This window comes from Nocardioides sp. F233 (assembly GCF_057813895.1).
Map to the genome: position 1 here is coordinate 62,905 of NZ_JBVASH010000001.1, position 14,049 is coordinate 76,953.

A 14,049-nucleotide genomic window follows, 5' to 3' on the forward strand; every position below is an offset into this window, starting at 1 on the left:
GCAGCAGGCATCACAGCTCGAAGCGGTAGCCCATCCCCGGCTCGTTCCTGATGTGCACCGGCCGCGCGGGGTCGGCCTCGAGCTTGCGGCGCAGCTGGGCGACGTACAGGCGCAGGTTGCCGTGGGCGTTCTCGTACCCGGGCCCCCACACCTCGGTCAGCAGCTGGCGCTGGCTGAGCAGCTGGCCCGGGTTGCGCAGCAGCACCTCGAGGAGGTGCCACTCGGTCGGCGTCAGCCGGACCTCCTCGCCGCGGACGGTGACCCGGGTGGCGCCGAGGTCGACGGTGACGTCGCCGAACGCGACCACGGGAGCTGCCTCGCCGATCGGCGCGGTACGACGCTCCATCACCCGCAGCCGGGCGAGCAGCTCGTCCATCCCGAACGGTTTGGTGACGTAGTCGTCGGCACCGGCGTCGAGGGCCTCGACCTTGTCAGCGCTGTCGCTGCGGCCCGAGAGGACGAGGATCGGGACGGCGGACCGCGCGCGCAACCGGGTGATCACGTCGACGCCGTCGAGGTCGGGCAGGCCGAGGTCGAGGATGACCAGGTCGGGCGGTGCGAGGTCGGCGACCGCGACCGCCTCGGTGCCGTCACCGGCCGTGGTGACCTCGTAGCCCCGCGCCCGGAGGTTGATCGACAGCGCCCGCACGATCTGCGGCTCGTCGTCGACGACCATGATCCGCGTCATCCCACCCGCTCCCTGATACCGAGGTCTCCTCCGGCGGGCTCGCCGGCCGCGACGGGCAGCGAGATCACCATGGTCAGCCCTCCACCGGGCGTCTCCTCGGGCTCCAGTGTGCCGCCCATGGCCTCGACCAGGCCGCGGGACAGGGCCAGACCGAGGCCGACGCCGGTGCTGTTGTCGTGGTCGCCGAGCCGCTGGAACGGCAGGAACACCCGCTCGTACTCGGCCGCCGGGATGCCCGGACCGGTGTCGACGACCCGGATCTCGACCCGGTCGAGCACGGCGCTGCCGGTCAGCAGCGGCGGCGCGCCCTCGGGTGCGTAGCGGTGGGCGTTGGTGAGCAGGTTGACCACGACCCGCTCCAGGAGGGCGGCGTCGACCAGCGCGGGCGGCAGGTCCTCGGCGACGTCGAGGCGCACCGGGCCGGCGATGCTGACGTCGTCGAGGGCGCCGGCGATGACGTCCTCGACCAGGGTGGGGGACAGGTGCACCGGCAGCGCACCTGCCTGCAGCCGGCTGAGGTCGAGCAGGCTGTCGACCAGCCCGGCGAGGGTGTCCAGCGCGTCGTCGGCGGTGCGCAGCAGCTCGCGCCGGTCGTCCTCCGTCAGCGCGACGTCCTCGGCCCGCATGCCCGACACGACGGCCTTCGCGGCCGCGAGCGGGGTGCGCAGGTCGTGGCCGACGGCGGCCAGCAGCGCCGTACGCACGTTGTTGGCCTCGGCGAGGGTGCCGGCCCGGGCGGCCTCCTCGGCGAGCCGGATCTGGTGCACCGCCTGGCTGGTCCGGGCCGCGAACGCCGCGGCGACGCGGGCGTCCTCGGGTGCGAGCCCGCGCCCGCGCAGGGCGAGGGAGGTGTCCGGATCCGCCGGTACGACGGTGTCCGCCGCCTCGGGCGTGGTGGCCGGGTCCGGTCCGGCTGCGCTCAGCAGCCGCCAGGTCCGGTCGTCCTTCTCCAGGAAGGCGACCGAGTCCAGCGACAGGCTCTCGCGGAAGCGTTCCAGGAGCACGGCGAGGTCGTGGCTGCCGGTGAGCGGGGTGGCGGCGAGGCTGGCGAGGACGTGGGACTCGGCGACCGCGCGCGCCGCCTGTCGGGTACGCCGGGCGGCCAGGTCGACCACGGAGCTCACCATCACCGCCACGAGCAGGTAGACGCCCAGCGCCAGCGCGTTGTTGGTGCTCGCGATGGTCAGTGTGTGCACGGGTTCGGTGAAGAAGAAGTTGAGCAGGAAGGACCCCAGCAGCGCGGCCACCACCGCCGGTCCGACGCCACCGACGAGGGCGACGGCGACCACCAGCAGCAGGAACAGCAGCACGTCGCTGACCAGGTTGAGCGCGTGGTCGACGGGCAGCAGCGCGAGCGTCAGCAGCGCCGGCAGCAGCACGGCCAGCGCGTAGCCGCGCATCCGCCGGCGCAGGCTGAGCGCGCCCCGGCCCACGGGCAGCCGGCGCCCCTGGCCGGCGTGGGTGTGGGACACGATGTGCACGTCGATGTCGCCGGACGCCCGGATGGTGCGGGCGCCGATCCCCGGCGGCAGGACGTACGCCGCCCACCGCGACCGCCGGCTGTCGCCGAGCACCAGCTGGGTCGCGTTCTCCGCGCGGGCGAAGGCGAGCAGGGTCTCGGGGACGTCGTCGCCGAGGAGCTGGTGGTAGGTGCCGCCGAGCGACTCGACCAGCTGGTGCTGGCGGGCGAGGTGCGTGGGGTCGGCACCGGTGAGCCCGTCGGAGCGGCTGACGTGGAGCGCCAGCAGGTCGCCGGTGCCGGAGCGGGCGGCGATCCGCGCGGCCCGTCGTACGAGCTGCTCGCCCTCGGGACCGCCGGTCAGCGCGACCACGACCCGCTCCCGGGCCTCCCAGGTGCCGGTGATGTCGTGCTGGCGGCGGTAGCCCTGCAGGGCGTCGTCGACCTTGTCGGCGACCCAGAGAAGCGCCAGCTCGCGCAGCGCGGTGAGGTTGCCCTCGCGGAAGTAGTTGGAGAGCGCGGCGTCGATCTTGTCGGGCGCGTAGACGTTGCCGTGGGCGAGCCGGCGGCGCAGCGCCTCGGCCGACATGTCCACCAGCTCGACCTGGTCGGCGGCGCGGACCACCGCGTCCGGCACCGTCTCCTGCTGCCGGACCCCGGTGATCTTCTCGACCACGTCGTTGACCGACTCGAGGTGCTGCACGTTGACGGTGGAGATGACGTCGATGCCGGCGTCGAGGAGCTCCTGCACGTCCTGCCACCGCTTGGCGTTGCGCGACCCGGGCACGTTCGTGTGCGCCAGCTCGTCGACGAGCGCGACCTTCGGTCGGCGCCGCAGGACGGCGTCGAGGTCCATCTCCTCCAGGTCGGTGCCGCGGTAGCGGGTGCTCCGGCGAGGCACCACCTCGAGCCCGTCGAGCATCGTCGCGGTGTGGCTGCGGCCGTGCGTCTCGACGTACCCGACCACCACGTCGGTGCCGCGGTCCAGCCGGCGCCGGCCCTCGCCGAGCATGGCGTAGGTCTTCCCGACGCCGGGGGCGGCGCCGAGGTAGACCCGCAGCCGACCTCGCTTCATGCCCTCAGTCTTCCAGCCCGTCGAGGGCGAGGTTGAGCTCGAGCACGTTGACGCGCGGTTCGCCGAGGAAGCCGAGGGTGCGGCCGGTGGTGCTCTCCTCGACGAGACGCCGGACGGTGGCGGCCGGGAGGTCGCGGGTGCGGGCGACCCGGGCGACCTGCTGGGCGGCGTACTCCGGCGAGATGTGCGGGTCCAGGCCCGAGCCGCTGGCGAGCACGGCGTCGGGCGCGACGTCGGCCGGGTCGACGCCGTCGAACGCCGCGACCTCCTCGATCCGCTGCCGCACGGTGGCGACCAGGTCGGGGTTCGCCGGGGAGAGGTTCGACGCACCGCTGGCGAGCGGGTCGTAGCCGTCGCCCGCGGCGGACGGACGGGACTGGAAGTACGCCGCGTCCCCGGCGTACGACTGGCCGACCAGGGTCGAGCCGACGATGGTGCCGTCGCGCTCGACCAGGGCGCCGTCGGCGCGGTGCGGTACGACGACTCGGGCGAAGCCGGTCAGTGCGAGCGGGTAGGCGAGGCCGAGGAGCACGGTCAGCACGCCGAGGACGCGGGCTGCTGCGGCGAGCTGCGTGAGGCCGCCGCGCAGGGTGGAGGTGAGGGACATGGGATCTCTGCTTTCCGGGCCGGTCAGCCGATGCCGGGGATGGTGGACACCAGCAGGTCGATGAGCTTGATGCCGAGGAAGGGCGCGACCAGGCCGCCGAGCCCGTAGACGGTCAGGTTGCGGCGCAGCATCGCCGAGGCGCTCGACGGCGTGTACTTCACACCGCGCAGGGCCAGCGGGATCAGCGCGACGATGATCAGCGCGTTGAACACGACCGCCGAGAGGATCGCGGACTCCGGCGACGAGAGCCGCATGACGTTGAGCGTGTCGAGGCCGCCGTACACCCCGGCGAACATCGCCGGGATGATCGCGAAGTACTTCGCCACGTCGTTGGCGATCGAGAACGTCGTCAGCGCGCCGCGGGTGATCAGCAGCTGCTTGCCGATCTCCACGATCTCGATGAGCTTCGTCGGGTTGGAGTCGAGGTCGACCATGTTGCCCGCCTCCTTGGCGCTGGAGGTGCCGGTGTTCATCGCGACGCCGACGTCGGCCTGGGCCAGCGCGGGCGCGTCGTTGGTGCCGTCGCCGGTCATCGCGACCAGCCGGCCGCCCTCCTGCTCGCGCTTGATCAGCGCCATCTTGTCCTCGGGCGTCGCCTCGGCGAGGAAGTCGTCGACCCCCGCCTCCTCGGCGATCGCCTTGGCGGTGAGCGGGTTGTCGCCGGTGATCATCACCGTGCGGATGCCCATCCGGCGCATCTCCTCGAAGCGCTCGCGCATCCCCTCCTTCACCACGTCCTTGAGGTGGATGACGCCGAGGACCCGCGGTACGGCGCCCGCGGTGCGCTCGGCGACGACGAGGGGCGTGCCGCCGGCGGACGAGATCGCGTCGACCGTCGTACCGACCTCGGGGGAGGGACTGCCGCCGTTCTCCCGCACCCACGCCGTGACCGCGGTCGCGGCGCCCTTGCGGATCTCGCGGCCGGGCAGGTCGACGCCGGACATCCGGGTCTGCGCGGTGAAAGGCACGAAGTGGGCGTCGGTCAGCTCGCCGGCGGAGCGCTCGCGCAGTCCGTGCGCGCGCTTGGCGAGGACGACGACCGAGCGGCCCTCCGGCGTCTCGTCGGCCAGCGACGCCAGCTGGGCGGCGTCGGCGAGGACCGCGACACCCACCCCGTCGGCGGGGATCAGCTCGGCGGCCTCCCGGTTGCCGAGCGTGATGGTGCCGGTCTTGTCGAGCAGCAGCGTGTTGACGTCGCCGGCGGCCTCGACCGCGCGCCCGGACATGGCGAGCACGTTGTGCTGCACGAGCCGGTCCATGCCGGCGATGCCGATCGCACTGAGCAGCGCGCCGATCGTGGTCGGGATCAGGCAGACCAGCAGCGCGACGAGCACCAGGATCGACTGGTCGGCGCCCGAGTAGATCGCCAGCGGCTTCAGGGTCACCGTCGCCGCCAGGAAGATGATGGTCAGGCTGGCCAGCAGGATGTTGAGCGCGATCTCGTTGGGCGTCTTCTGCCGGCTCGCGCCCTCGACCAGCGCGATCATCCGGTCGATGAAGGACTCGCCGGGGTTGGTCGTGATCCGTACGACGATCCGGTCGGACAGCACCTTCGTGCCGCCCGTCACCGAGCAGCGGTCCCCGCCCGACTCGCGGATGACGGGCGCGGACTCGCCGGTGATCGCGGACTCGTCGACGCTGGCGATGCCCTCGACCACGTCGCCGTCGCCGGGGATCACCTCGCCGGCCTCGACGACCACCCGGTCGCCGACCCGCAGGTCGGTCGCGGGCACCGGCACCAGGTCGCCGTCCGCCTCGAGCCGGCGGGCCAGGGTCTCGGTCTTCGCCCGGCGCAGCGTGGCGGCCTGGGCGCGGCCGCGACCTTCGGCAACGGCCTCGGCCAGGTTGGCGAAGGCGACCGTCAGCCACAGCCAGACGGTGATCGCCCAGCCGAAGGCGGTGCTGTCGCGGAGGGCGAGCACGGTGCAGAAGACCGCGCCGACCTCGACGACGAACATGACCGGGGTGCGGACCATGACCCGCGGGTCGAGCTTGCGCAGGGCGTCGGGGAGGGACGTCAGGAGGGTGTGCAGCATGGATGTCTCCGTGTCGGGGGTCTGCTTCGACGAGGAACTCGCTGAGGGACGTGGGGTGGTCATAGGCCCTCCGCCAGGGGGCCGAGCGCGAGCGCGGGGAAGAAGGTCAGGCCGGCGACGATGAATGTGACGACCGCGAGCATCCCGACGAACAGCGGGCCGCGGGTCGGCAGCGTTCCTGCGGTCCGCGGGACCGGGACCTGCCGGGCCAGCGAGCCGGCCAGCGCGAGGACCAGCACGATCGGGACGAACCGGCCGAGCAGCATCGCCAGCGCGATGGTGATGTTGTAGAACGGCGTGTTCGCGGACAGGCCGGCGAACGCGGAGCCGTTGTTGTTGGCGCCGGACAGGTAGGCGTAGAGCACCTCGCTCAGCCCGTGCGGCCCGTGGTTGAGGATCGACTCCCGCGGGCCGGGCAGCGAGAGCGCCAGCGCGGTGAAGCCGAGGACGAGCAGCGGCATGGTGAGGATGTTCAGCGCCACCAGCTTGATCTCGCGGGCGGTCAGCTTCTTGCCGAGCAGCTCGGGGGTGCGGCCCACCATCAGGCCGGCGATGAAGACGGTGAGGATCGCCAGCACGAGCATCCCGTACAGGCCGGTCCCGACGCCGCCGGGCGCCACCTCGCCGAGGCCCATGTTGAGCATCAGCAGGCCGCCGCCGACCGGGGAGAAGGAGGAGTGGAAGGAGTTCACGGCGCCGGTGCTGGTGCCGGTCGTGGACACCGCGAACAGGGCCGAGCCCGGTACGCCGATCCGTGTCTCCTTGCCCTCCATCGCCGACCCCGCGACGTCGTACGCCGCGGTCGGGTGTGCGGCCTCGATCGCCCAGACCGCGGCGAGCATGATCACCCAGATCACGGCCATCGCGGCGAGGACGGCGTACCCCTGGCGGACGTCGCCGACCATCTCGCCGAAGGTCCGGGTCAGGCAGACGGGGATGAGGAGCAGCAGGAAGACCTCGAACAGGTTGCTGACCGGGTTGGGGTTCTCGAACGGGTGCGCGGAGTTGGCGTTGAAGAAGCCGCCGCCGTTGGTGCCGAGCTCCTTGATCGCCTCCTGGGAAGCGACCGGCCCGCCGGGGATGCTCTGGTGGCCGCCGGTCAGCGTGGTCGCGTCGACGCCGCCCGACAGGTTCTGCACGACGCCCAGCAGGATCAGCGCGACCGCCGCCACGACGGCCAGGGGCAGCAGCACCCGGATCGTGCCGCGGGTCAGGTCGACCCAGAAGTTGCCGAGCCGGCCGGTGCGGGAGCGGGTGAAGCCGCGGATCAGCGCGACCGCGACCGCGAGGCCGACGGCGGCGGAGAGGAAGTTCTGCACGCCCAGGCCGGCCATCTGGACCAGGTGGCCCATCGTCGACTCGCCGGAGTACGCCTGCCAGTTGGTGTTCGTGACGAACGACGCGGCGGTGTTGAACGCCAGGTCCGGGGCGACGTCCGGGAAGCCGAGCGACCACGGCAGGTGGTCCTGCAGCCGCTGGAGGGCGTAGAGCAGGACCAGGCCGGCGGCGGAGAAGGCGAGCAGCGACATGGCGTAGGTGCGCCAGGCCTGGTCGCCGCGCGGGTCGATCCCGACGACGCGGTAGATCCCGCGCTCGACGCGCAGGTCACGCTCGGTGGTGAAGACGTGGGCGATGTAGCTGCCCAGGGGGCGGTAGCAGAGGGCGAGGGCAGCGATCAGTGCGCCGACCTGGAGCAGGCCGGCCAGGGTGTCGGGCATGTCTAGAAACGCTCCGGGAGGATCAGGGCCAGCACGAGGTAGCCGAGGAGGAGGGCGCTGACGACCAGCGCGACGACGTTCTCGGCACTCATGACGGCTTCTCCTCGGTCGAGCCGAGCAGTGCGGCGGCCAGGGCGACGACCACGAAGCCGGCGAGCAGGGCGAGGTCGCGCGGCGCGAGCGTCAGCTCGCCGTACGCGTGGATGGCGAAGCCCTCGGCGAAGGCCCAGCCGGCGATGCCGAGCCCGCAGGCCAGGCCGCGGGTCAGCGGAAGGGCCGCGGCGGCGGTGACGCCGAGCACGACGGCGGTGCCGAGGGCGGAGGGCAGGTCGAGGACGGTGACCAGCCCGGCGGCGAGGAACAGCGCGAAGCCGCCGAGGCCGAACCGGACGGCGGGCTCCTCGGTGATCCGCGGCGCGGCCGGCTGGGCCGGCACGGCAGCGCGGTGGAGGAGGTGGATCGATGTCATGACTCGGAGTCTTCGCCCGGTCCGGCCCGGCGGCGCGGGTCCTGACGCGTCCCTAACGGCGGCCTGACAGGGCCTAACGGGTGTTAGGAACGTGTTAGGGGATGCGCTGCCGGGGGCGGGCGCGGATTGACTTGAGGCGTGAGCACCCGAGTCCCGATCCGTCGCTCGCCGCAGCACCCACCGGCGGACCCGGGATCAGTGCACGACCACACCCGTCCGTGGTGGCAGGTCATGTGCCTGACCGGCGTCGACTACTTCTCCACCCTCGGCTACCAGCCCGGCATCGCGTTCCTCGCCGCCGGCCTGCTCAGCCCGCTGGCGACCGTGGTCCTGGTGCTGCTGACCCTGTTCGGTGCGCTGCCGGTCTACCGCCGGGTCGCGGCGGAGAGCCCGCACGGGCAGGGCTCGATCGCCATGCTGGAGCGGCTCCTCGTCGGCTGGCGCGGCAAGCTGTTCGTGCTCGCGCTGCTCGGCTTCGCGCTCACCGACTTCATCATCACGATCACCCTCTCGGCCGCCGACGCGAGCGCGCACGTCGTCGAGAACCCGCACGTGCCGGACTTCCTGCACGGCCAGGAGCTGTGGATCACGCTGGGCCTGATCGCCCTGCTGGGCGGTGTCTTCCTCAAGGGCTTCACCGAGGCGATCGGGCTCGCGGTCGGCCTGGTCAGCGTCTACCTGGTGCTCAACGCGATCGTGATCGTGGTCAGCGCCGCGCACGTGTTCGAGAACGGGCACGTCGTCACCGACTGGACCAGCGCGCTGACCGCCGAGCACGGCAACGTCGTGCTGATGATCGCCGTCGCGCTGACCCTGTTCCCGAAGCTCGCTCTCGGCATGTCCGGCTTCGAGACCGGGGTCGCGGTGATGACCCACGTCCAGGGCGCGCCGGACGACGCCGCCCGGCGGCCCGCCGTACGCATCCGCAACACGAAGCGGCTGCTCACCACGGCCGCGATCATGATGAGTGTCTACCTGATCTGCTCGAGCCTGGTGACCACGCTGCTGATCCCGGCGAAGGAGTTCGAGGACGGCGGCAGTGCCAACGGCCGCGCGCTGGCCTATCTCGCGCACGACTTCCTCGGCGACGGCTTCGGCACCGTGTACGACGTCTCGACGATCCTCATCCTCTGGTTCGCGGGCGCCTCGGCGATGGCCGGCATGCTGAACCTGATCCCGCGCTACCTGCCGCGCTACGGCATGGCGCCGGAGTGGGCGGGCGCCGTACGCCCGCTGGTGTGCGTGCTCACCGTGACCGCCTTCGTGATCACCTGGATCTTCGACGCCGACGTCAACGCGCAGGGTGGTGCGTACGCCACCGGTGTCCTCGTCCTGATGACCTCCGCGAGCGTCGCCGTCGCGCTGGCCGCCCGCAAGGCCCGCGAGCGCGGCTGGACGGTCGCGTTCACCGTGATCTCGGTCGTCTTCGTCTACACGACGATCGACAACGTCCTCGAGCGCCCGGACGGCGTCAAGATCGGTGCCTGCTTCATCGCCGCCATCGTCGCCGTCTCCCTGCTGTCGCGGATGACCCGATCCCTCGAGCTGCGCACCACCGACATCGAGTACGACGCCAAGTCGGACGCCTTCATCCGCGACTGCGCGCGCCGTACCCTCCGGCTGGTCGCGCACGACCCGGAGCACCGCGACGCCGGTGCCTACCGTGCGAAGGTCCGCAAGATCGTCGAGGCCCACGAGCTCACCAACGGCGGTGACCTGATCTTCGTCGAGGTCGTGGTCGAGGACTACTCCGACTTCGAGAGCCGGGTCGTGGTGACCGGGTCGGTCGCGCACAAGGAGTACCGGGTGCTCACCGTGCACGCCGCCACCATCCCCAACGCCCTCGCCGCACTGCTCCTCGACCTGCGCGACCGGACCGGCGTCCGCCCGCACATGTACTTCGAGTGGACCGAGGGCAGCCCGGTCCCGCAGATGGCGCGCTTCCTGCTCTTCGGCACCGGCGAGGTGGCGCCGCTGACCCGTGAGGTCCTGCGCCGGGCGGAACCGGACCCGCGGCGGCGGCCGTACGTGCACGCGGGCTGAACCTTCGCGGATCGCCACCCGGCAGCGGCCGTCGCTGTAACACGCCGTCCACCCGACTACCTGACCGTTGTCCGCAGGTGCGTCGGCGTGTCGTCGGCGTGTCGTGCTGAGAACCGCCGACCAGAGCGGTGGACGGCGTGTTACTTGCCCCGAGGCGGCCCGCACGCGCGACGGCGTACGGTCGGAGCATGGGCTACGAACGGATCAGCGCGGAGCAGTTCAACCAGGCCGAGGGTGTCGCGGACTGGCAGGTCCTGGGGGAGCACGCGTACGCCGTGTTCCGCACGGGGAGCTTCGTCAAGGGGCTCGCTCTGGTGAACGCGATCGGTGAGCTGGCCGAGGCGGCCAACCACCACCCGGACCTCAAGCTGGGCTACCCGTCGCTCGCGGTGCACCTGACCACGCACGACACCGGGTCGCTCACGTCAGCCGACCTCGACCTGGCGCAGCGGATCTCGGCGGCCGCCCGCGACCTGGGTGTCGCGGGCGACCCGGAGGCCGTGCGCGCCTGGGAGTGAGCTACTCCCCGACGTACGCCGCCAGGTGCTCGCCGGTCAGCGTCGACTGCTTCGCGACCAGCTCGGCCGGCGTGCCCTCGAAGACGACCGTGCCGCCGTCGTGCCCGGCGCCCGGGCCGAGGTCGATGAGCCAGTCGGCGTGGGCCATCACGGCCTGGTGGTGCTCGATCACGATGACCGACTTGCCGGCGTCGACCAGACGGTCGAGGAGGCCGAGCAGGTTGGCGACGTCGGCGAGGTGGAGGCCGGTGGTGGGCTCGTCGAGGACGTAGACGCCGCCCTTCTCGCCCATCCGCATGGCGAGCTTGAGCCGCTGCCGCTCGCCGCCCGACAGGGTGTTGAGCGGCTGGCCGAGCTTGAGGTAGCCGAGGCCGACGTCCTCCATCCGCTGCAGGATCGCCGCCGCGGCGGGGGTCTTGGCGTCGCCGGAGGCGAAGTAGGCGTGCGCCTGGGCGACCGGCAGGTCGAGGACCTCGGCGATGTTGAGCTCGCCGAGTCGCAGCTCGAGCACCGAGGCCTGGAAGCGCTTGCCCTCGCACTCGTCGCACACGGTGGCGACGGTGTCCATGAACCCGAGCTCGGTGTAGATCATCCCGTTGCCGTTGCAGCTCTCGCAGGCGCCCTCGGAGTTGGCGCTGAACAGCGCCGGCTTCACGCCGTTGGCCTTCGCGAAGGCCTTGCGAATCGGCTCGAGCAGGCCGGTGTACGTCGCCGGGTTGCTGCGTCGCGAGCCCTTGATCGCGCCCTGGTCGATGACCACGACCTCGTCGCGCCCGGCGATCGAGCCGTGGATGAGCGAGCTCTTGCCGGAGCCGGCGACGCCCGTGACGACGCACAGCACGCCCAGGGGTACGTCGACGTCCACGCTGCGCAGGTTGTGCGAGGACGCGCCGCGGACCTCGATCGCGCCGGTGCGCTCGCGCACCGTCTCCTTCAGCTCCGCCCGGTAGGACAGGTGGCGCCCGGTGAGGGTGTCGGAGGCCCGCAGTCCGGCGATGTCGCCCTCGAAGCAGATGGTGCCGCCGCCCGTACCGGCGCCGGGGCCGAGGTCGACGACGTGGTCGGCGATCGCGATGGTCTCGGGCTTGTGCTCGACGACGAGGACCGTGTTGCCCTTGTCGCGCAGCTCGAGGAGCAGCTTGTTCATCCGCTCGATGTCGTGGGGGTGCAGCCCGATGGTGGGCTCGTCGAAGACGTAGGTGACGTCGGTGAGCGCGGACCCGAGGTGGCGGATCATCTTGGTGCGCTGCGCCTCGCCGCCCGACAGCGTGCCGGCCGGCCGGTCGAGCGAGAGGTAGCCCAGGCCGATCTCGACGAACGCGTCGAACAGGTGGAGCAGGTTGGCGACGAGCGGCCCGACCGACGGGTCGTCGATGCCCCGGACCCAGTCGGCGGCATCGGTGATCTGCATGGCGCAGACGTCGGCGATGCCCTTGCCGTTGATCTTCGAGCCGCGGGCGGCCTCGTTGAGGCGGGTTCCGTCGCAGGCCGGGCAGGGCGCGAACACGGCCGCCCGCTCGACGAACGCCTTGATGTGGGGCTGCAGCGAGTCGACGTCCTTGCTGAACATCGACTTGCGGATCTTGGGGATCAGGCCCTCGTAGGTGACGTTGATCTTGTCGACCTTCACCTTGCGCGGCTCGGCGTACAGGAAGTCCTCGCGCTCGGCCTCGGTGTACGCCGAGACGACCTTCTCCGGCGGCAGCACCGCCTTGAACGCCGCCACCATCCAGCCGTCGGCGGTGTAGCCCGGCACCAGGATCGCGCCGTCGACCAGCGACTTCGACTCGTCGACGATCGCGGTCAGGTCGAGGTCGGAGACGCTGCCGCGGCCCTCGCACTCGGGGCACATGCCGCCGAGGTAGATCGCGTTCTTGACGACCTTCTTCTCGACCTTGCCGCCAGCCTTCTCAGTCTGCATCACGCCGCCGGCCTTGCGGGTCGGCACGTTGAACGCGAACGCCGTCGGCGGGCCGATGAACGGGTCGCCGATCCGGCTGAACAGCACGCGGAGCATCGCGTTGGCGTCGGTGGCGGTGCCGACCGTCGAGCGCACGTTGGCGCCCATCCGCTCCTGGTCGACGAGGATCGCGGTCGTGATCCCCTCGAGGTTGTCGACCTCGGGACGGGCCAGCGACGGCATGAAGCCCTGCACGAACGTCGAGTACGTCTCGTTGATCATCCGCTGCGACTCGGCGGCGACGGTGCCGAAGACCAGCGAGCTCTTGCCCGACCCGGACACGCCGGTGAACACGCTCAGGCGGCGCTTCGGGATGTCGACGTCGACACCCTTGAGGTTGTTGACGTGGGCGCCCTGCACCCGGATGTAGTCGTGGCTGTCGGCGGGATGACTGTCGCTGGTGCGGGGGGCGGCAGGCTTCGGCATGCGCCCATCATGTCCGACGGCACCGACACGGTCTCCTCCACTTGCGGGACCCGGGCCGCCCGCCGTCGTTGAGGTGTACGAGAATCATCCGTCCTGGTGGGGGATCCAGGGCGAACATGGGGGGAACCGTGCCGGAGGGAACCGTGACCGACGAGGTCACCACGCCGACGACGAACACGCAGAGCACGCCGACGACGTACGAGGAGTTCGGGGTCGCGTGGATCCGCCGGGTGCTCCACAAGGACCGGATCCTGCGCACCGTCGACGAGGTGCTGGGCGACCAGATCGCCCTCGGGCCGATCGGCGCAGGCCCGGGCCGGGCGTTCGCGAGCGTCAGCTTCGTCGGGACCTACCAGCCCACCACGGGCGAGCTGGTGCCCGGCGAACTGCTGACCTACGCGATCGACCTGCCGATCAGCGTGGTGTTCGAGCTCGGCCTGCCGATGGACCGGCTGATGTTCAACGCGGAGGTCGTCGTACCGCTGGTGCTGGTGGTCCACACCGAGGCACCGCTCAAGCTGCGGCTGGAGCTGAAGACCCCGACCGAGGACCAGATCGGCCTCGTGCTCAAGACCGACACCCGGCGCGGGGCGATGCTGCGGAAGGTCGCCGGCCTCGACGCCGAGCTGCGGCGGTTCCTGCTCAAGGTGCTGGACACCGAGCTGGCCAAGGCCTACGTGCGCAAGGCGACCCACCTCGACATGGAGCAGCTGATCGAGGAGGCCTGGCCGGCCTTCACCGAGCAGTTCCTGCCGCGGGGACCCGACGACCGACGGGGCTGACCGGAGCGCGGTGAGCCGAGGCAGTACGCCGAGCCACCCGCGCCGGTGCGACGACAGCGTCGTGGAGCACGCCGAACGCCATCGCGACGAGCGGGATCCACAGCGGGATCAGCATGAAGGCGAAGATCGGCACCAGGGTCATCAGGTCGTGCATCGCGGGCTCCTCGGGTGGGGTTCTCGACCTCACCGAGTCTGCGGCGGGCGCCGGACCCGTCGCTCGTGCCCAGCGACAGAGAGCTGCCGCGGATTTGTGCCCGCGTCACAGTCG

General features: G+C 71.6%; 12 protein-coding genes. 3 read left to right on the forward strand and 9 right to left on the reverse strand.

The features are described 5' to 3' along the window. Positions 1-10 precede the first annotated feature (10 nt). From ACZYRU_RS00380 to ACZYRU_RS00410, 7 genes are read right to left on the reverse strand one after another with little or no spacing between them, the layout of a single operon-like run. Positions 11-688, reverse strand: coding sequence for a response regulator (locus ACZYRU_RS00380; protein WP_488955088.1), 678 nt, complete (start codon positions 686-688; stop codon positions 11-13). Next, a complete protein-coding gene (locus ACZYRU_RS00385; RefSeq protein WP_488955089.1) occupies positions 685-3,222 on the reverse strand; it encodes a sensor histidine kinase in 2,538 nt (845 codons plus the stop codon). The genes ACZYRU_RS00380 and ACZYRU_RS00385 overlap by 4 nt, the downstream gene beginning before the upstream one ends. 4 nt (positions 3,223-3,226) lie before the next feature. Beyond that, a complete protein-coding gene (gene kdpC, locus ACZYRU_RS00390) occupies positions 3,227-3,829 on the reverse strand; it encodes a potassium-transporting ATPase subunit KdpC (protein ID WP_488955090.1) in 603 nt (200 codons plus the stop codon). 23 nt (positions 3,830-3,852) lie between these two features. Continuing rightward, the gene (kdpB, locus tag ACZYRU_RS00395; protein ID WP_488955091.1) at positions 3,853-5,865 is read right to left on the reverse strand and encodes a potassium-transporting ATPase subunit KdpB; all 2,013 of its coding nucleotides are present in this window, start codon (positions 5,863-5,865) and stop codon (positions 3,853-3,855) included. Positions 5,866-5,924: 59 nt separating this feature from the next. Beyond that, positions 5,925-7,583 carry a potassium-transporting ATPase subunit KdpA gene (kdpA, locus tag ACZYRU_RS00400; protein ID WP_488955092.1) on the reverse strand — a complete coding sequence of 553 codons (1,659 nt, stop codon included), beginning with the start codon at positions 7,581-7,583 and terminating at the stop codon, positions 5,925-5,927. 2 nt (positions 7,584-7,585) lie between these two features. Then, positions 7,586-7,675: a K(+)-transporting ATPase subunit F gene (kdpF, locus tag ACZYRU_RS00405; protein WP_488955093.1), complete on the reverse strand. Its 90-nt coding sequence runs from the start codon at positions 7,673-7,675 to the stop codon at positions 7,586-7,588. Further along, positions 7,672-8,052 (reverse strand): hypothetical protein, encoded by a 381-nt coding sequence (locus tag ACZYRU_RS00410; RefSeq protein ID WP_488955094.1) that lies wholly within the window; start codon positions 8,050-8,052, stop codon positions 7,672-7,674. Before ACZYRU_RS00410 ends, kdpF begins: the two co-directional genes overlap by 4 nt. A 138-nt stretch (positions 8,053-8,190) precedes the next feature. Between ACZYRU_RS00410 and ACZYRU_RS00415 the strand changes: the two genes are divergently transcribed. Beyond that, complete coding sequence (locus tag ACZYRU_RS00415; protein ID WP_488955095.1) at positions 8,191-10,095, forward strand: APC family permease; 1,905 nt, start codon at positions 8,191-8,193, stop codon at positions 10,093-10,095. 188 nt (positions 10,096-10,283) lie between these two features. Further along, positions 10,284-10,613 carry a 4a-hydroxytetrahydrobiopterin dehydratase gene (locus ACZYRU_RS00420; protein WP_488955096.1) on the forward strand — a complete coding sequence of 110 codons (330 nt, stop codon included), beginning with the start codon at positions 10,284-10,286 and terminating at the stop codon, positions 10,611-10,613. Position 10,614: 1 nt separating this feature from the next. Here ACZYRU_RS00420 and ACZYRU_RS00425 read toward each other — a convergent pair whose 3' ends face one another. Then, positions 10,615-12,999, reverse strand: a complete 2,385-nt coding sequence (locus ACZYRU_RS00425) for an ATP-binding cassette domain-containing protein (protein WP_488955097.1) — start codon at positions 12,997-12,999, stop codon at positions 10,615-10,617. A 143-nt stretch (positions 13,000-13,142) separates the two neighbouring features. On the opposite strand from ACZYRU_RS00425, the gene ACZYRU_RS00430 reads away from it, so the two are divergent. Continuing rightward, entirely contained in the window at positions 13,143-13,781 is a 639-nt protein-coding gene (locus tag ACZYRU_RS00430) for a hypothetical protein (RefSeq protein WP_488955098.1), read from the forward strand. On the opposite strand, the gene ACZYRU_RS00435 is transcribed toward ACZYRU_RS00430, so the two are convergent. Then, positions 13,735-13,935: a hypothetical protein gene (locus tag ACZYRU_RS00435; protein ID WP_488955099.1), complete on the reverse strand. Its 201-nt coding sequence runs from the start codon at positions 13,933-13,935 to the stop codon at positions 13,735-13,737. The two genes, ACZYRU_RS00430 and ACZYRU_RS00435, sit on opposite strands and share 47 nt — an antisense overlap. Positions 13,936-14,049: the final 114 nt, after the last annotated feature.

What these genes read in the sequence shown, in the direction of transcription:
- ACZYRU_RS00385 (WP_488955089.1), bottom strand. Translation starts at nt 3,222, where the DNA reads ATGAAGCGAGGTCGGCTGCGGGTCTACCTCGGCGCCGCCCCCGGCGTC.
- ACZYRU_RS00380 (WP_488955088.1), bottom strand. Translation starts at nt 688, where the DNA reads ATGACGCGGATCATGGTCGTCGACGACGAGCCGCAGATCGTGCGGGCG.
- kdpF (WP_488955093.1), bottom strand. Translation starts at nt 7,675, where the DNA reads ATGAGTGCCGAGAACGTCGTCGCGCTGGTCGTCAGCGCCCTCCTCCTC.
- ACZYRU_RS00420 (WP_488955096.1), top strand. Translation starts at nt 10,284, where the DNA reads ATGGGCTACGAACGGATCAGCGCGGAGCAGTTCAACCAGGCCGAGGGT.
- ACZYRU_RS00425 (WP_488955097.1), bottom strand. Translation starts at nt 12,999, where the DNA reads ATGCCGAAGCCTGCCGCCCCCCGCACCAGCGACAGTCATCCCGCCGAC.
- kdpA (WP_488955092.1), bottom strand. Translation starts at nt 7,583, where the DNA reads ATGCCCGACACCCTGGCCGGCCTGCTCCAGGTCGGCGCACTGATCGCT.
- kdpB (WP_488955091.1), bottom strand. Translation starts at nt 5,865, where the DNA reads ATGCTGCACACCCTCCTGACGTCCCTCCCCGACGCCCTGCGCAAGCTC.
- kdpC (WP_488955090.1), bottom strand. Translation starts at nt 3,829, where the DNA reads ATGTCCCTCACCTCCACCCTGCGCGGCGGCCTCACGCAGCTCGCCGCA.
- ACZYRU_RS00435 (WP_488955099.1), bottom strand. Translation starts at nt 13,935, where the DNA reads ATGCACGACCTGATGACCCTGGTGCCGATCTTCGCCTTCATGCTGATC.
- ACZYRU_RS00410 (WP_488955094.1), bottom strand. Translation starts at nt 8,052, where the DNA reads ATGACATCGATCCACCTCCTCCACCGCGCTGCCGTGCCGGCCCAGCCG.